Here is a 17,004-nt window from a genome sequence, read left to right as displayed (position 1 = left end):
GTTTAGTCCTGTTTTGTCAGAGCCGCGACTTCCGTCGGGATAGATTGCGGGTTAAGGATTTTTACCTGTTTATGCCGGCCAAGTTCACCTTTCTCAATGATGACCTGGCTTTTAGCGACGCGAAACTGTTTTGCCAGATATTTAGTCAGATGCGCATTCGCCTGGCCGTCAACGGGCGGGGCAGTGATGGCGACTTTTAGCTCGTCGCCATGCAGCCCAACAATGCTGTCGCGGCTGGCTTTCGGCTGAATGTACAGCCGTAAAACCAGCCCGTCGGCGCAGGGGCTAACTGCACTCATAACGCCATCCACAGCCCCGGCAGCAGCATATTACCCGTCGCCTGTAACAGTTCCGCGATACCCATATTCAGCACGTACAGCAGCAGAACGAGAAGCATCGGGGAGAAGTCGATTCCGCCCATCGCAGGCAGCAGGCTACGGATCGGACGCAGTAACGGTTCAGTCAGCTGAATCAACGCGTACTCCACCGGGCTACGGCCCCGGCTTACCCAGCTCATAATCGCCATCACCAGCAGGACCCAGAAGATCAGCGAGCCGACGGTTTTAACCAGGATCAGAACGGCTGAAATCCAGATAATCGGCTGGAAAGTGATGACCATAAACAGCACGATCGCTTTGATAACGCTCAGAATAAACGCCATCAGCAGAGATGAACTGTCAATCGGCCCCATTGCCGGAATGATGCGGCGAAGCGGCCCCACAATGGGCTGCGTGATTTTCACGATAAATTGTGAGAATGGATTGTAAAAATCACAACGGGCCCACTGCATCCAGACGCGCAGTAGCAGCGCCATCGTATACAGTTCAATGACCGTTGAAAGCAGGAAAGTCAACGTCTTCATGGCGTTCCTCAGGTTTCCTTATTATTGGGTGTAATCGCGCGCACCGAAAATTGCTGTGCCGATGCGCACCATGGTGCTGCCTGCCGCGATGGCGGCTTCCATATCGTCCGACATGCCCAGAGAAAGCGTGTCTACCGTGTCATAGCGCGCTTTAAGCGCCTCAAATGCTACAGCCATTTGCTGTGCTACGGCAAACTGCCTTTCATAACTTGACTCTGGTGCCGGAATGGCCATCAGTCCGCGCAGGGTTAAGCGCGGCAGCGCCGCCACGTCCGCCGCCAGCGCATCCAGTTCGCTCAGCGTAATGCCGGACTTGCTGTTTTCATCACTGATGTTGATTTGAATCAGCACGTTAAGCGCTGGCATCTCCATAGGGCGCTGGTCGCTCAAACGGGTAGCGATACGCAGACGATCGATGGTGTGACACCAGTCGAAGTGCTCTGCTACCAGACGGCTTTTGTTCGACTGTAGCGGACCGATAAAGTGCCACTGCAGGTCTGTATTTCCCCGCTCCCGGAAAGCGCGAATCTTATCTACGCCTTCCTGCACATAGTTTTCACCAAAGGCACGATGACCGGCGGCTATCGCTTCTGCGATGGCGCTCGCAGGCTTGGTTTTGCTGACTGCAAGCAACGTAATTTCTTCTGAAGCACGGCCGCAACGCGTTGCCGCGGCTGAGATTTTGTCCCGGACCTGTGCCAGGTTATGCGCAATGTCGTTCATTTTCCGAGGAGTTGTCTATGGATGTGGAAGAAATTGTGGCCCTTAGTGTAAAGCATAACGTCTCCGATCTACACCTGTGCAGTGATTCACCACCGCGCTGGCGCAGGTCAGGCCGTCTTGAACCTGCGCCGTTTCCGCCCCCGGATGTGGAGGCGTTATTAAAAGCGTGGCTCAACGACGAGCAGCAGGGTGCCTGGTGGGCAAACGGGCAGGTAGATTTTGCCGTTACCCTCACAGGCGGTCAGCGGCTGCGCGGCAGTGCGTTTAAGCATATGCACGGCGTTTCGATCGCGCTACGCCTGTTGCCGCTGACGTGTCCGCAGCTCTCTGCGCTAGGCGTGCCGCGAGCGATCCCGGAGCTTTTGTCCAATGACAATGGCCTGATTCTGGTCACCGGCGCCACCGGCAGCGGGAAATCGACCACCCTGGCCGCGATGGTCGATTTTCTCAATCACCATACGGACGGGCACATTCTGACTCTGGAAGATCCGGTGGAGTTTATGTACCAGAGTCAACGTTGCCTCATCCGGCAGCGGGAGATAGGCCAGCATAGCCCGTCCTTTGCCGAGGCCCTGCGCAGTGCGCTGCGTGAAGATCCGGATGTGATTCTGCTTGGTGAGCTGCGCGACAGCGAGACGATACGCCTGGCGCTGACGGCGGCTGAGACTGGCCATCTGGTGTTGGCCACGCTGCACACGCGCGGTGCGGCGCAGGCGATCGAGCGCCTGGTCGATACCTTCCCGGCGCAGGAGAAAGATCCGGTTCGTAATCAGCTGGCGGGAAGCCTGCGTGCGGTACTGGCGCAGAAGCTGCGTCAGGATGTCCAGGGCGGGCGCGTGGCGCTGTATGAGCTACTGGTGAATACGTCGGCGGCGGCAAACCTGATCCGCGAAGGCAAAACCTGGCAACTGCCGGGCATTATTCAAACGGGGCAGCAGGCGGGGATGCAGAACTTTGAGCAGAGTCTGGCGGAGCGACGGGCGCAGGGGCGGCTGTAGGCCCCGGCGCTCAGTAACCCTGTTCGAAATAGCTTTCGAGGATAATGACGGCTGAAGCTGAATCCACGCTGCCTTTGTTCAACGCCCGGAAGCCACCGTGCTCGAACAGGCCAGCGCGTGCCTCGACGGTGCTCAAACGTTCATCGTGCAGCTTAACGGAGACGCCAAAGCGGCCATGGATTTTGTTCGCGAACTTGCGTGCGCGGGCGGTAAGCGGCTGCTCGGTGCCGTCCATGTTCAGCGGCAGACCGACAATCACGTCGTCCGGCTGCCACTCTTTGAGCAAGCGCTCAATAAGGTTCCAGTCCGGCGTGCCGTCGTTAGCTTTCAGCGCTGTGAGCGGGCGGGCGGTGCCGGTGATCCGTTGACCCACAGCGACGCCGATGCTTTTGGTGCCGAAGTCAAAGGCGAGAAGGGTGCCGCTCATTACGCGTGCCCCGCAACGCCAGGCATGGTCAGAATATCAATGCCAATCAGTTTTGCCGCGTCACGCCAGCGATCGGCGATAGGGGTTTTAAACAGGATATTCATATCCGCAGGGGCCGTCAGCCAGGCGTTGTCCAGAATTTCTTGTTCCAGCTGCCCTTTTTCCCAGGAAGCGTAGCCGAGCGCAACCAGCACCTCAGAAGGCTGATTTGCCGTGCCCAGTGTTTCGAGCACATCGCGAGAGGTGGTGACGACGGTGTTATCGGAGATACGAATGCTGGACGAGAAAACCGGCGGGGTATGCAGGATAAAGCCACGATCTTCTGCAAGCGGTCCGCCGAGCATCACCGGTTTATCAAGACGGATTTCCGGCAGCCGCGCTTCAGCAGGGATTTTCAGCTTGTCCAGAATGCCTTCGACCTGAAGGTTTTCCAGCGGCTTATTGATGATAATCCCCATTGCGCCGTCTTCGTTGTATTCGCAAATATAGACCACGGCGCGGCGGAAAATCGGATCCTGGAGAGCAGGCATGGCAATAAGAAAGTGATGCTGTAAATTCATTGTCAGAGGTACTGTTTCCTGGTTTAAAAAGCGACAGCGCCCAGTATGGGGATAAACACAGGCGCTGTCACAGGTTATTTCTGTAAACGTTTTTCGATAGCGTCCATCAGCATTCCGGTGATCGAGATCGGGAATTCCGCTTCGATTTCACGAATGCAGGTCGGGCTGGTGACGTTCACTTCGGTCAGACGATCGCCGATGATATCGAGGCCAACGAAGATCAGGCCTTTGGCTTTCAGCGTAGGGGCGACGCGGCGGGCAATTTCCCAGTCGCTTTCGCTTAACGGACGCGGTTCGCCACGGCCTCCGGCCGCCAGGTTGCCACGGGTTTCACCACCCTGCGGGATACGCGCCAGGCAGTAAGGCACCGGCTCGCCGTCTACAACCAGCACACGCTTGTCACCGTCTTTAATGGCCGGCAGATAGTTTTGCGCCATGCAGTAGCGGGTCCCCAGCTCGGTCAGCGTTTCGGCAATTACGCCAATGTTCGGGTCGCCCTCTTTCACGCGGAAGATCGATGCGCCGCCCATGCCGTCCAGCGGCTTCATGATGATGTCGCCGTGCTTCTGCCAGAATTCTTTCAGCTGCGTTTTGCTGCGGGTGACCAGCGTTTCCGGCGTCAGGTCAGAGAACCATGCGGTATAGAGCTTCTCGTTGCAGTCGCGCAGGCTCTGCGGCTTGTTGACGATCAGCGTGCCTTTCTCTTCGGCACGCTCAAGGATATAGGTGGAGTAAATGTATTCGGTGTCGAACGGCGGATCTTTACGCATCAGGATGACGTTAAGGTCGGCCAGGGCAATATCCTGCTCGGTGCCGAATTCGTACCATTTTTCGTAGTTCTGCTCGACGTTAACGATGCGGGTACGTGCGCGGGCTTCACCGTTGATCAGGTACAGATCGTTCATCTCCATATAGTGGAGTTCATAGCCGCGACGCTGCGCTTCCAGCAGCATAGCGAAGCTGGAATCTTTCTTAATGTTAATGTTTGCGATGGGGTCCATCACGATGCCGAGCTTAATCATGTTCTTCTCCGGTTATGGGTCAGGCTTTGCTTCAACCCAGATCGCCAAATCGCACTTGTAGGGCGGTAATGGCGGTGAGTGCCGTTGTCTCAGTGCGCAGAACGCGAGGTCCCAACAGAATATCAGTAAACTGGTAACGCGCCGTCATGGCGATTTCGTCAGCCGACAGGCCGCCTTCCGGGCCAATCAGCAGGCGTACGCGCTCAACGGGCAGCGGCAGCGTATTGATGCTGGCGCTGGCGCGCGGATGAAGATTAAGCTTAAGCCCGCTTTCCTCTTCTGCACACCAGTCCTCCAGATCCATCGCCGGGCGGATCTCCGGGATGCGGTTGCGGCCACTCTGTTCACAGGCTGCAATGGCAATTTTCTGCCACTGCTGGATCTTTTTGTTCAGACGTTCCGCATCCAGTTTAACGCCGCAGCGCTCAGAAAAAAGTGGCGTAATGAGGCTTACACCCAGTTCAATGGATTTCTGAATGGTGAACTCCATCTTTTCCCCGCGCGACATCACCTGGCCAAGGTGAATGTGCAGCGGGGATTCCCGGTCGTCCACGTCGCCACGCAGCACCTTCACGTGCACGCTTTTTTTATCGGCGCGCGTAATTTCAGCGTCAAAAATCTGATTAGAGCCGTCAAAGAGCTGAATCGCCTGGCCTGCGCCCATGCGCAGCACGCGGCCTACGTGGTTTGCGGCATCATCAGACAGGGCGATTTCGCCGCCTGGGGTAATCAGTTCAGGGTGATAGATGCGAGGGATGCGCATAGTCAGAAATTCCATGTGTCATGCGATATAAGCGAATTGCCGTAGTGTAGGTTAGCTCTTTTGCGCCTGGCAAGCCCGCTGGACGTAAGGGTTGTGATTCCCCTGGACTTTGGCGATACGTTCGTCGCGCTGGCATTCCCAGTCCGTCACCGGGTAGAGCTTGTCCCAGGCATTGAAGAGCTGCGTCTGCTGGCGGGAAAGGTTGAGATCGTAGCGGTCGCGCATATAGAAGTAAGTGCGGGCGATGCTGCCGCGCGCGCGGGCAGGCGGTTCGGCGAGTTTCTCTTTGAAATCGACCTTCATGGCGCACTGACCGTACTGGCCTTCGCCACCGTTCCACTGGCTGTACATGAAGTTTCCGCGGTCGCCATTGACTTCACCCACGGCGGGTTGCAGGTTGTGCATATCGCTTTCCATCTGGCGGTAGACCGGATCTTTTGCGCAATTTTTACGTCCACCGTCCCGCCAGCACTGGCGCTGGTGGCCAAACTGCCAGGCCGGAACAACGTGTTCCCATTCGATTCGGCTGGCGCGGTTCTCGTTCTTGCGCACCTTATAGCCGCAGGATCCCAGATCCACGACCCCTTTCTTACCCTGCCAGTTAATTTTACAGCCGCAGTAGAAATCACCCGGTACGTCGGCGTTAATCTTTACGCCTGCGGTTTTTGCCTGTGAGAAACTGTGAATACCGTCGGCCAGAGCATGGCCGGAGAGCGCCGTCGCCAGAAAAGCGACTGCGAGAGAAACATTACGGGACATCTTACACTCCGTGTCAAAACGAGCCCGCAACGTAACGAATGTTGTTCCCGTATGCAATCAGTCAGATCAGGAAAGTTCCTGAAAGTTCGAGTGATTATTCCGCCACCAGTGGTTCGCCGCACTTTACGCAGCGATAGGTAGCCTCGCCGCGCACCACGCGGTTGTGACGGCGGACGGTAAGCTGGTGCTGCTGGCACTGGCAGCGGTAGGGAAACGTATTGCGGCGTACCGATTCCAGCTCGAACTGGTGGGTGCGGCGAGCCGGAACGCCGAGCACCGCCTCCATCATCCATTTCCACTCTTTGCCGTGCGGCGCGACGCGGCCAAAGTGTTTCCACACCAAAAGGTGGGCCAGCTCGTGCGGCACCACTTCTTCGATAAACGCCTGCTGATTTTCCATCATCAACACCGGATTCAGGCGGATCTCATACGATTCCAGCCAGGCGGTGCCTGCCGCGGTGCCACGCTGCTGATAGACCAGCTTCGGTTCAGGATAATCGCGGCCGAGCTTCAGGTTGGCCTGGGCGAGTTTTTCCCGCAGGCTGCGCATAACGGCTTGCTGAATGGCGATGGGGAGACGGGGAGATTTCATAGGGGCAGAGCATAAAGCGGGAAGCGGGGAGGCGCAAGAGGCGCCTCCCCGCAGGAGGATCAGTCGTGTGCGCCGATTTCGCGCAGAGGACGACCTTTCATCAGGTTACGTTCAATGTGTTCCAGTGAAACATGTTTGGTTTCAGGAACCAGCCAGATCGTGAGAACAATAAAGAACAGGTTCAGACCGGCGTAGACCCAGAAGGTATTGGCATTACCCAGGGTATTGAGCATGGTCAGGAACGTTGCGCCGACGATCATGTTGGCAATCCAGTTGGTTGCGGTAGAGCAGGTGATACCAAAATCACGCCCTTTCAGCGGCTGGATCTCAGAACACAGTACCCAAATCAGCGGACCGGCGCTCATCGCAAACCCAATAATAAACATCAGCAGCATCGCCACGGCGAAGTACTGTGCCGTTGGGGAGTGAATGCCCATGTGCATCATGGTACCCAGCACGCCCATCCCGACGGCCATGACCAGGAAGCCCAGCGTCAGGGTTGGCTTACGCCCCCAGCGGTCCACCAGACCGATAGCAATAAAGGTCGCCAGCACGTTGGTCAGGCCGACGATCACGGTGCCCCACATCTGTTCGGTGGTGTTGGTGTAGCCCGCCAGTTCGAAGATTTTCGGCGCGTAATACATGATGACGTTCATCCCGGTGAACTGTTGCATGATCTGTAACAGCACACCGAGGAACACCGCGCGGCGGAAGTTGCTGTTCTCTTTGAACAGCGCCCAGCCGGACTGTTTGACCTTAAGGCTTTCGCGGATCTCTTCCAGCTCGTTTTTGGCTTCGGCGCTGGTATCACGCAGGCGTAAGAGCACGCGTTCGGCATCGTGGAAGCGGCGTTTGGCGGCGAACCAGCGCGGGCTGTCCGGCAGGAAGAAGACACCAATCAGCAGCAGAATGGCCGGAATGATGATGACGCCCAGCATCCAGCGCCATGCGCCGCTGTAGCTGAAGGCGGTATCGGAAAGATAAGCCCCCAGAATACCGATGGTGATCATCAGCTGGTACATGGAAATCATGCTGCCGCGGATTTTTTCCGGTGCGATTTCAGACAGGTACAGCGGGGCAGTATAAGACGCCACGCCCACTGCCAGACCGAGCAGCACGCGGGAAAGGATCAGCACTTCAACGTTAGGCGCAGCGGCAGAGAACAGTGAGCCGGCAACGAACAGGATCGCGCCGATCATCAGGCTCTTTTTACGCCCGAGCTTAAAGGAGAGCCAGCCGCTGCCGACCGCGCCGACGGCGGCACCGAACATCATGGAGCTGACCACCCATTCCTGAGTGTGTGCGCTAATCTGGAACTCATCGGTGATGAAAGGTAATGCACCGGCAATTACGCCAATATCCAGGCCAAAGAGTAATCCTGCCAGAGCGGCGAGGAAGCAGACGAAGAACGTCATTGCCTTATTGGACGTACGCCCCTGTTTATTATTGTCAGGCATTATGCCCTCCAGTTGGGTTATCAGTTTTTACGATATTAAGAGTAGGTGAGCGGCTCATAAAAATATGTGAGTCAAATCACAACGGTGTAATCGGTTACACTAGTTTGTAACCGTAAAAATAATTAAAGCTTTGAAAATATAGAGGTAAATTAATTGATATGCATCGCGTTTGCACAAATTTCAGACTTAACTGAAAGGGAATGTAACAGCAGAAGAAATGCGATCATGCAAAGAGAATATTCTGAAAGCGGGGTATAGAGAGTGAGGTGTAAACGGTTCCAAACATTGCCGGGTGGCGGCTGCGCCTTACCCGGCCTACAAAAATTCACTACCCGTAGGTCGGGTAAGGCATAGCCGCCACCCGACATAAAAAAGGCCAGCACAAAGGCTGGCCTGTTTAAGCTGCTGGCAGTCGTTTATTTCAGACCGGCAGCATCACGCAGCAGGGCGGCTTTGTCGGTTTTTTCCCAAGGGAAATGTTCGCGACCAAAGTGACCGTACGCTGCGGTTTCCTGGTAGATTGGGTGCAGCAGATCCAGCATCTGAATCAGACCGTATGGACGCAGGTCGAAGAACTCACGCACCAGCAGGGTCAGCTGTTCAGAAGGCACTTTTTCAGTACCGAAGGTTTCCACCATGATGGAGGTTGGCTCAGCCACGCCGATGGCGTAGGAAACCTGAATTTCACAGCGGTCAGCCAGGCCCGCAGCAACGATGTTTTTCGCCACATAACGTGCAGCGTACGCCGCAGAACGGTCCACCTTAGACGGGTCTTTACCGGAGAACGCGCCGCCACCGTGGCGCGCCATGCCGCCGTAGGTATCTACGATGATTTTACGACCGGTCAGACCGCAGTCACCCATTGGGCCGCCGATAACGAAGCGTCCGGTTGGGTTGATGAAGAATTTGGTCGCAGAGCTCAGCCATTCAGTTGGCAGAACCGGCTTGATGATCTCTTCCATCACCGCTTCCTGCAGGGATTTCTGGTCAATATCTTCAGCATGCTGCGTGGAAAGAACCACGGCATCAATGCCGACGATTTTCCCGTCGTCATACTGGAAGGTCACCTGGCTTTTCGCATCCGGACGCAGCCACGGCAGGGTGCCGTTTTTACGCACTTCAGCCTGACGCTGCACCAGACGGTGTGCGTAAGTCACCGGCGCTGGCATCAGCACGTCGGTTTCGTTGGTCGCGTAGCCGAACATCAGGCCCTGGTCGCCCGCGCCCTGTTCCAGCGGATCGGCACGGTCAACGCCCTGGTTGATGTCCGGGGACTGTTTGCCGATAGCGCTCAGTACGGCGCAGGAGTTGGCATCAAAGCCCATATCAGAATGTACATAACCGATCTCACGCACCGTGTTACGGGTGATCTCTTCGATATCAACCCATGCGCTGGTGGTGATCTCACCGCCAACCAGAACCATGCCGGTTTTGACATAGGTTTCACACGCTACGCGCGCTTTTGGATCCTGCGCGAGGATCGCATCCAGCACCGCATCGGAGATTTGGTCAGCAATTTTATCAGGATGTCCTTCTGATACGGACTCGGACGTAAACAGGTGTTTTGCCATGTTTTATTTCACCTAAAAGGAATTTGGTTAGCTCGAACTGCTGTGTGGAATAGCCAAAGGAGATAATTCTACCAAGGCCTGCAGGATTTTGACACTGGCAGTCTGAGTGTTAATCGGTATGGATGGATTAACATCTGGACGTCTATTTTAGGTCACTTCTTCACCCGATTTCCAGTTTTTTTTGACTCACCTCTCACTGCGTTGAAAACACGGCTGGAAATTTTTCCTGACGGCGCTGGCAACCTGCGCATTTTTGTTTTGCTTTTTAGCGACCTTCTCGGTATAAAACGCGGCGCGCGGCTCATATAAAATAAGCGCTCGATGAACACATCGTGTCGCCACTTCCAGCCGGGTTAAGCAGTGAACTTTTAGCTTTGGCTTGTGGTCCGTTTCAGCAGAGGCGGCCGTGGAGGTGATACGAGATAATGAACCATTGTTTTCCGCTCATTCAGCGCAGTCGTTCTGGCGCGCATTTGATTCCCACCCGCACTTCTGGTCTAAACACCTGCCGATGTTATACCCATCTCGGTGCTTCTCAGGATTCCAGAGCCGGTCACGCTTTGTGAAAACTGAACAAGGGCGCTCTTGTTAATACAGGAGTTTTCTCGTGGTTTCGCCGAACCTTGTCATACAGAGTTCGGATACGTGTTTTACAATGATATGAATAAGAAACCGGTCGCACGGTCTGGATTTCAGCATACTCTGCTGGGAAATGGAGCCGTTAATGGGTTGTTATCGCCGTATAACGCTGCGATAGTAGTCAACTGTTTTACACTTAATACAAAGAGTTGAGGTTCGCTATGTCTGACGACATGTCTTCGCTTTCGCCTTCGTCAGCAGGCGAACAGGGTGTACTACGTTCTATGCAGGAGGTTGCGATGAGCTCCCAGGAAGCCAGCAAGATGCTGCGCACTTACAATATTGCCTGGTGGGGCAATAACTACTACGACGTTAACGAGCTGGGCCACATCAGTGTCTGCCCGGATCCGGACGTCCCGGAAGCGCGCGTGGATCTCGCTAAGCTGGTGAAAGCCCGTGAAGCCCAGGGTCAGCGCTTGCCTGCACTGTTCTGCTTCCCGCAGATCCTGCAACATCGCCTGCGTTCTATTAACGCCGCGTTCAAACGCGCGCGGGAATCGTATGGTTATAACGGCGACTATTTCCTCGTTTACCCGATCAAGGTAAACCAGCACCGTCGCGTGATTGAGTCCCTGATCCACTCCGGCGAACCGCTGGGCCTGGAAGCTGGCTCCAAAGCGGAGCTGATGGCGGTTCTGGCGCACGCGGGCATGACCCGGTCGGTGATCGTCTGTAACGGCTATAAAGACCGCGAATACATTCGTCTGGCGCTGATTGGCGAGAAGATGGGCCACAAGGTCTATCTTGTGATCGAGAAGATGACCGAAATCGCGATCGTGCTGGAAGAGGCCGAGCGTCTGAACGTGATCCCACGCCTTGGCGTGCGTGCGCGACTGGCGTCGCAGGGTTCCGGTAAATGGCAGTCTTCCGGCGGTGAAAAATCCAAGTTCGGCCTCGCGGCGAACCAGGTGCTTCAGCTGGTGGAAATTCTGCGCGAGCGCGGTCGTCTGGACAGCATTCAGCTGCTGCACTTCCACCTTGGCTCGCAGATGGCCAACATTCGCGACATTGCCACCGGCGTGCGTGAATCGGCACGTTTCTACGTTGAGCTGCACAAGCTTGGCGTAAATATTCAGTGCTTTGACGTGGGCGGTGGCCTGGGCGTGGATTACGAAGGGACACGCTCGCAGTCTGACTGCTCGGTCAACTACGGCCTGAACGAATACGCCAACAACATTATCTGGGCGATTGGCGATGCCTGCGAAGAGCACGGCCTGCCGCACCCGACGGTGATCACCGAATCCGGCCGCGCGGTCACTGCGCACCATACGGTGCTGGTCTCTAACATCATCGGCGTTGAGCGCAGCGAAATCACTGAAGCCACGCCTCCGGCAGACGATGCTCCACGTTCCCTGCAAAGCATGTGGGAAACCTGGCAGGAGATGCACGAGCCGGGCACGCGTCGTTCTCTGCGCGAATGGCTGCACGACAGCCAGATGGATCTGCACGACATTCACGTCGGTTATTCTTCAGGCACCTTTAGCCTGCAGGAACGCGCGTGGGCGGAGCAGCTCTATCTGAACATGTGCCATGAAGTGCAGAAGCAGCTCGATCCGAGCAACCGCGCACACCGTCCGATTATCGACGAGTTGCAGGAACGTATGGCGGACAAAATGTACGTCAACTTCTCCCTGTTCCAGTCGATGCCGGATGCCTGGGGTATCGACCAGCTGTTCCCGGTTCTGCCGCTGGAAGGGTTGAATCATGCGCCTGAACGCCGCGCGGTGCTGCTGGACATTACCTGTGACTCAGACGGCGCGATTGACCACTACGTCGACGGTGACGGTATCGCTACGACCATGCCAATGCCGGAGTACGATCCGGAGAACCCGCCAATGCTGGGCTTCTTTATGGTGGGTGCGTATCAGGAGATCCTCGGCAACATGCACAACCTGTTCGGTGATACCGAAGCGGTTGACGTGTTTGTCTTCCCTGACGGCAGCGTGGAGGTTGAGCTGTCCGACGAAGGGGACACCGTGGCGGATATGCTCGAATACGTTCAGCTGGATCCGAAAAAACTGCTCACCCAGTTCCGCGATCAGGTCAAAAACACCGGTCTGGACGATGCCTTGCAGCAGCAGTTCCTGGAAGAGTTTGAAGCGGGTCTGTACGGGTATACGTATCTGGAAGACGAGTAGTAAAACCTCCCTCTCCCGGTGGGAGAGGGTTGGGGTGAGGGCATCAGACCGCACGATGCCCTATACTCACTTGAACCCGTATGAATTAACGGCGATAATTCGCCCCACTATGCGATTTACGAATCAATCCCTTCCTCGTCGGGTTTAACGACGCGGAGGGGATTTTTTTTCATCTGTTTTAATGTATCGACTTTATAAGAGGTCAGGACATGAGCACTTTAGGTCATCAGTACGATAACTCTCTGGTATCTAACGCGTTTGGTTTTTTACGCCTTCCGATGAACTTCCAGCCTTACGACAGCGATGCTGACTGGGTGATCACCGGCGTACCGTTCGACATGGCAACGTCCGGTCGTGCGGGTGGACGTCATGGCCCGGCGGCAATCCGTCAGGTTTCCACCAACCTGGCCTGGGAGCACAACCGCTTCCCGTGGAACTTCGACATGCGCGAGCGCCTGAACGTGGTGGACTGCGGTGATCTGGTGTACGCCTTCGGTGACGCGCGCGAAATGAGCGAAAAATTGCAGGCGCACGCCGAGAAGCTGCTGGCGGCCGGTAAACGCATGCTCTCCTTCGGCGGTGACCACTTCGTGACCCTGCCGCTGCTGCGCGCCCACGCGAAGCACTTCGGTAAAATGGCGCTGGTGCACTTTGACGCGCATACCGACACCTACGCGAACGGCTGCGAATTCGACCACGGCACCATGTTCTACACCGCGCCGAAAGAAGGCCTGATCGATCCGAACCACTCCGTGCAGATCGGCATCCGCACCGAGTTCGACAAAGACAACGGCTTCACCGTACTCGACGCGGGCCAGGTGAACGATCGCGGCGTGGACGATATTCTGGCTCAGGTTAAGCAGATCGTCGGCGATATGCCTGTCTACCTGACCTTCGACATTGACTGCCTGGATCCGGCATTTGCGCCGGGCACCGGTACGCCGGTGATCGGCGGCCTGACCTCAGATCGCGCCATCAAGCTGGTGCGCGGCCTGAAGGATCTGAACATTGTCGGGATGGACGTGGTGGAAGTGGCTCCGGCCTATGACCAGTCCGAGATCACCGCGCTGGCCGCGGCGACCCTGGCGCTGGAAATGCTCTACATCCAGGCGGCGAAAAAAGGCGAATAAGCCTTACGCGCTGATTGCTGCTGCGCGGTGCATGCGCAGCAGCAACATTCCCCAGGCCAGCGTGAAGGTGTAGACAAACCCCGGTTATTTCGCGGGCGATGACCATTCCCGTCAGCGAGCCTAACAAAGGCGAAACCGCGCAGACCGCGGCCCAAATCGCAATGCTGCTTAATAATCCCTGCCGATAATGAAGTTTGCTTTCAATAACCGGCGTTAATAATAGAGCGGAAAAACCATAACCCAGAAGAAAGCAGGTCATGAGTAGACCCTGTAATATTCTGTTTTCATTTAACTGAAAATGTTCGGCAAATTCCGGGTAATGATACCAACGTGTTGATTTCGTATTTTCACTGACACCAGGATCATCCTGATGTTACAAGGATTGAATGACTACAGATTAAAATAGTCATCAACAGGTTGACAGCATTACCAAATTCCGGGTTTAAAATCGTTACCGAGATATTTACCCGATCGACGTACGAAATAATAATGAGTAATAAAAACGCAATCGTGCCTTGCCATCTTGCCGTCATCATGTCCGCCTTACGTTTTTTGTAACTTATATTTTTCATCAATGTGATTGTCACGGAGCTAAAATGATTCACCTGTGAAACTCATTGTTTATTAAAGATAAATTAAAAATCAGTTTCACCGGTGAAACGCGAAAGAGGTGACGTTAATTTATTTTTAAAGAGTAAAAAGAAAGGAAGTCAATATCTTTTATTCAAAATAAGAGACCATTAAAAAAACGTATTTCTCACGCTGTAATAATGAAAATTTCATATCGCTGCATTTTTTCGTGATCCCTTGCACACTTAGTTAATTAATTGCCGATCGATTAACAAATTCGTCACATTGTCGCTTGACGAAACATTCATCGCTTTTATATTGACCGTATTAAATAAGAAACAGAGTTTCATATATGAAACAAAAGCCTGGAGGATCGTGATGAGCTGGATAGGCGTATGTGACGCAGAACAAGTACAGGAAGATTTCCCTTTTAGCGGCAACGTCGACGGGAAAGAGATCGGCGTTTACCTGATCGACGGTGAATATTATGCGCTGGAAGACGTATGCCCCCACGCCTATGCCCTGCTGAGTCAGGGCTTCGTAGAAGACGGCAAGGTGGAATGCCCGCTGCACGAGGCGGTGTTCGACGTCAAAACCGGCCAGTGTCTGCACGGCCCCGGAGGACGCAACCTCAACCGTTACCCGGTTCGGGTCTTTGAAAATCAGATTCAGATTACCTTTGTTGAGGAGACCGTGGCATGAGCGACACGCTGAACTACAACCCGGCGCTGCCGGAAAGCCGCCAGTTTACCCCGCCGGCAGAGGGCGGTAATGGCGCCATTCACAAGCCGGGCGAGTACCAGAACCTGATCTGGCAGACCCGCAGCCGTGAGCCGGAAAGCTGGGAGGTGAAGCTGATTGCGACGCTGGAAGAGCTCTTCGAACAGGGCGTTGAAACCCTGCCGGAGCTGGTAAACGGGCTGAACGCGGTGCGCATGCACGACCAGCAGGGTGAGCCGTGGAGCGACGCCAGCTTCCAGGCATTCTTACAGGTTAACGGCTACTGAGGGCAACGCGATGACGACGACCGTACAACACTATCTGGATAAAGGCCTGCGCGGCCTCTGGTATCCGGTGCTGGCGAGCTGGGAAGTGCAGTCTGCGCCGGTGGGCATCACCCGCCTGGGCGAGCAGATTGTGGTCTGGCGCAACAAAGACGGCCAGGTGCAGGCGCTGGAGGACCGTTGTCCGCACCGCGGCGCGCGCCTGTCGATGGGCTGGAACCTCGGCGACCGCATCGCCTGCTGGTATCACGGCGTAGAGGTGGCGGGCAACGGCGAGGTGAAAGACGTGCCCGCTGTGGATAAATGTCCGCTGGTCGGCCAGCAGTGCGTGCGCAGCTATAACGTGCAGGAGGCGCATGGCGCCATCTTCCTCTGGTTTGGCGTCACCGCGGATCAGCAGCCGGACGAACTGACCTTCCCGGATGAACTCGCCGACACGGACAGCTTCAGCAACTTCCTCTGCACCGCCGCGTGGAAATGCAATTACCAGTACGCGCTGGAAAACGTGATGGACCCGATGCACGGCACCTATCTGCACTCCTCCTCGCACTCGATGGCGGAAGGGGATCGCAAGGCCGACATGGTGCTCCAGCCGACCAAAACCGGCTTTATCTTTGAGAAGAAAGGGCAGAGCGGCGTCAACTTCGACTGGGTGGAGCTGGGCAACAGTGGCACCTGCTGGATGCGTCTCTCCATTCCGTACAAGAAGCGTTTCGGGCCGGGCGGCCACTTCTTTATCGTCGGCATGGTGGTGCCGGAAGATAACGACAACTGCCGCGTCTTCTTCTGGCGCATCCGCCGCGTGCAGGGCTGGCAGCGCGATATGTGGCGCTTCATGTACCGCAACCGGCTGGAAAAACTGCACTGGGAAGTGCTGGAGCAGGACCGCGTGGTGCTGGAGAGCCTGGCGCCAAACGCGCGCGATCATGAATACCTGTATCAGCACGACGTTGGCCTCTCGCGCCTGCGTCGCATGATGCAAAAGGCCGCCAAAGAGCAGCTGGCGATGCGTGAAGCACAGCAGGGGGCCGCCTGATGAACGGGCTGCTGAGCGGTAAGCGCATCGTCATAACCGGCGCCGCGCGCGGGCTGGGCTTTCACTTTTCCCAGGCCTGCGCGGAGCAGGGCGCGGCGGTGGTGATGTGCGACATCCTCAAAGGCGAGCTGGCCGAGAGCGCCCACCGGCTGAGCGAGCGGGGATATGCGATCGAATCGCACGTTATCGATCTGGCCGATCCGCAGTCCATTGAGCAGGTGTTCAGCGCGATTGGCGAGCAGGGGCTGATTGACGGCCTGGTGAACAACGCGGCGATGGCGACGGGCGTCGGCGGCAAAAATATGCTCGATTACGATCCGGATCTCTGGGATCGGGTGATGAGCGTCAATGTCAAAGGCACCTGGCTGGTGACGCGCGCCGCGGTGCCGCTGCTGCGCGAGGGGGCGGGCATCGTGAACGTTGCGTCCGACACCGCGCTGTGGGGCGCGCCGCGCCTGATGGCCTACGTCGCCAGCAAGGGCGCCGTGATTGCCATGACCCGCTCAATGGCGCGCGAACTGGGTGAAAAGCGTATACGCATTAACGCCATCGCGCCGGGGCTAACCCGCGTCGAGGCGACGGAATATGTCCCCGCCGAACGGCATCAACTCTACGAAAACGGCCGCGCGTTAACCGGGGCACAGCAGCCGGAAGACGTCACCGGCAGCGTGGTCTGGCTGTTAAGCGATCTGTCGCGGTTCATCACCGGACAGCTGATCCCGGTCAACGGCGGTTTTGTCTTTAACTAAGGTA

19 protein-coding genes and 1 pseudogene are annotated in these 17,004 nt (G+C 56.1%); 8 read left to right on the top strand and 12 right to left on the bottom strand.

All coding sequences use genetic code 11. From position 1 onward, the window contains the following. Positions 1-2: 2 nt before the first annotated feature. From yggU to L3069_RS18710, 3 genes are read right to left on the bottom strand one after another with little or no spacing between them, the layout of a single operon-like run. Positions 3-299: a DUF167 family protein YggU gene (gene yggU, locus L3069_RS18720; protein WP_022649356.1), complete on the bottom strand. Its 297-nt coding sequence runs from the start codon at positions 297-299 to the stop codon at positions 3-5. After that, complete coding sequence (locus L3069_RS18715; RefSeq protein WP_003860024.1) at positions 296-862, bottom strand: YggT family protein; 567 nt, start codon at positions 860-862, stop codon at positions 296-298. The genes yggU and L3069_RS18715 overlap by 4 nt, the downstream gene beginning before the upstream one ends. 21 nt (positions 863-883) lie before the next feature. Next, a complete protein-coding gene (locus L3069_RS18710; RefSeq protein ID WP_023298569.1) occupies positions 884-1,585 on the bottom strand; it encodes a YggS family pyridoxal phosphate-dependent enzyme in 702 nt (233 codons plus the stop codon). Positions 1,586-1,602: 17 nt separating this feature from the next. On the opposite strand from L3069_RS18710, the gene L3069_RS18705 reads away from it, so the two are divergent. Next, positions 1,603-2,583, top strand: a complete 981-nt coding sequence (locus tag L3069_RS18705) for a type IV pilus twitching motility protein PilT (RefSeq protein ID WP_032676501.1) — start codon at positions 1,603-1,605, stop codon at positions 2,581-2,583. 10 nt (positions 2,584-2,593) lie between these two features. Here the strand turns inward: L3069_RS18705 and ruvX are convergent, their stop codons facing one another. The 8 genes from ruvX to metK all read right to left on the bottom strand — a co-directional run bounded on the left by ruvX (position 2,594) and on the right by metK (position 9,734). Then, on the bottom strand, positions 2,594-3,010 hold the full coding sequence (gene ruvX, locus L3069_RS18700) for a Holliday junction resolvase RuvX (RefSeq protein WP_006811925.1): 417 nt from the start codon (positions 3,008-3,010) through the stop codon (positions 2,594-2,596). After that, positions 3,010-3,570, bottom strand: coding sequence for a YqgE/AlgH family protein (locus L3069_RS18695; protein ID WP_022649353.1), 561 nt, complete (start codon positions 3,568-3,570; stop codon positions 3,010-3,012). Before L3069_RS18695 ends, ruvX begins: the two co-directional genes overlap by 1 nt. Before the next feature lie 74 nt (positions 3,571-3,644). Beyond that, positions 3,645-4,592 carry a glutathione synthase gene (gshB, locus tag L3069_RS18690; protein ID WP_038416709.1) on the bottom strand — a complete coding sequence of 316 codons (948 nt, stop codon included), beginning with the start codon at positions 4,590-4,592 and terminating at the stop codon, positions 3,645-3,647. A 31-nt stretch (positions 4,593-4,623) separates the two neighbouring features. Next, positions 4,624-5,355: a 16S rRNA (uracil(1498)-N(3))-methyltransferase gene (rsmE, locus tag L3069_RS18685; RefSeq protein WP_003860033.1), complete on the bottom strand. Its 732-nt coding sequence runs from the start codon at positions 5,353-5,355 to the stop codon at positions 4,624-4,626. 51 nt (positions 5,356-5,406) lie between these two features. After that, positions 5,407-6,114 (bottom strand): deoxyribonuclease I, encoded by a 708-nt coding sequence (gene endA, locus L3069_RS18680; protein WP_038416708.1) that lies wholly within the window; start codon positions 6,112-6,114, stop codon positions 5,407-5,409. A gap of 94 nt (positions 6,115-6,208) precedes the next feature. Continuing rightward, entirely contained in the window at positions 6,209-6,706 is a 498-nt protein-coding gene (locus tag L3069_RS18675; protein WP_032621896.1) for a SprT family zinc-dependent metalloprotease, read from the bottom strand. 59 nt (positions 6,707-6,765) lie between these two features. After that, positions 6,766-8,163 carry a galactose/proton symporter gene (gene galP / locus L3069_RS18670; protein WP_023298566.1) on the bottom strand — a complete coding sequence of 466 codons (1,398 nt, stop codon included), beginning with the start codon at positions 8,161-8,163 and terminating at the stop codon, positions 6,766-6,768. A 416-nt stretch (positions 8,164-8,579) separates the two neighbouring features. Continuing rightward, positions 8,580-9,734, bottom strand: coding sequence for a methionine adenosyltransferase (gene metK / locus L3069_RS18665; protein ID WP_022649349.1), 1,155 nt, complete (start codon positions 9,732-9,734; stop codon positions 8,580-8,582). Between the two features lie 660 nt (positions 9,735-10,394). Here metK and yqgB point away from each other — a divergent pair. The 3 genes from yqgB (at position 10,395) to speB (ending at position 13,641) form a co-directional block, all read left to right on the top strand. Then, positions 10,395-10,526, top strand: coding sequence for an acid stress response protein YqgB (yqgB, locus tag L3069_RS18660; protein ID WP_057979949.1), 132 nt, complete (start codon positions 10,395-10,397; stop codon positions 10,524-10,526). A gap of 8 nt (positions 10,527-10,534) precedes the next feature. Further along, positions 10,535-12,511, top strand: a complete 1,977-nt coding sequence (speA, locus tag L3069_RS18655) for a biosynthetic arginine decarboxylase (protein ID WP_022649348.1) — start codon at positions 10,535-10,537, stop codon at positions 12,509-12,511. Between the two features lie 209 nt (positions 12,512-12,720). After that, a complete protein-coding gene (gene speB / locus L3069_RS18650; RefSeq protein ID WP_017382921.1) occupies positions 12,721-13,641 on the top strand; it encodes an agmatinase in 921 nt (306 codons plus the stop codon). A 76-nt stretch (positions 13,642-13,717) separates the two neighbouring features. Here the strand turns inward: speB and L3069_RS27480 are convergent. Further along, positions 13,718-14,174: pseudogene (locus L3069_RS27480) on the bottom strand (hypothetical protein); the annotation flags it as partial. A gap of 415 nt (positions 14,175-14,589) precedes the next feature. Between L3069_RS27480 and L3069_RS18635 the strand changes: the two are divergent. The 4 genes from L3069_RS18635 to L3069_RS18620 are packed head-to-tail and all read left to right on the top strand — an operon-like array spanning position 14,590 to position 17,000. Further along, complete coding sequence (locus L3069_RS18635) at positions 14,590-14,913, top strand: non-heme iron oxygenase ferredoxin subunit (RefSeq protein ID WP_003860044.1); 324 nt, start codon at positions 14,590-14,592, stop codon at positions 14,911-14,913. Further along, complete coding sequence (locus L3069_RS18630; RefSeq protein ID WP_022649346.1) at positions 14,910-15,218, top strand: recombinase-like helix-turn-helix domain-containing protein; 309 nt, start codon at positions 14,910-14,912, stop codon at positions 15,216-15,218. Before L3069_RS18635 ends, L3069_RS18630 begins: the two co-directional genes overlap by 4 nt. 10 nt (positions 15,219-15,228) lie before the next feature. Beyond that, the gene (locus L3069_RS18625) at positions 15,229-16,251 is read left to right on the top strand and encodes an aromatic ring-hydroxylating dioxygenase subunit alpha (RefSeq protein WP_003860047.1); all 1,023 of its coding nucleotides are present in this window, start codon (positions 15,229-15,231) and stop codon (positions 16,249-16,251) included. After that, positions 16,251-17,000, top strand: coding sequence for an SDR family oxidoreductase (locus tag L3069_RS18620; protein WP_038416707.1), 750 nt, complete (start codon positions 16,251-16,253; stop codon positions 16,998-17,000). Before L3069_RS18625 ends, L3069_RS18620 begins: the two co-directional genes overlap by 1 nt. Positions 17,001-17,004 lie beyond the last annotated feature (4 nt).

Origin of the sequence: Enterobacter cloacae complex sp. ECL411 (assembly GCF_021869665.1) — a bacterium.
Classification (GTDB): Bacteria; Pseudomonadota; Gammaproteobacteria; order Enterobacterales; family Enterobacteriaceae; genus Enterobacter; species Enterobacter intestinihominis.
The sequence above is the reverse complement of the archived record's forward strand: the minus strand, read 5'-3'. Positions and strand labels throughout refer to the sequence as shown.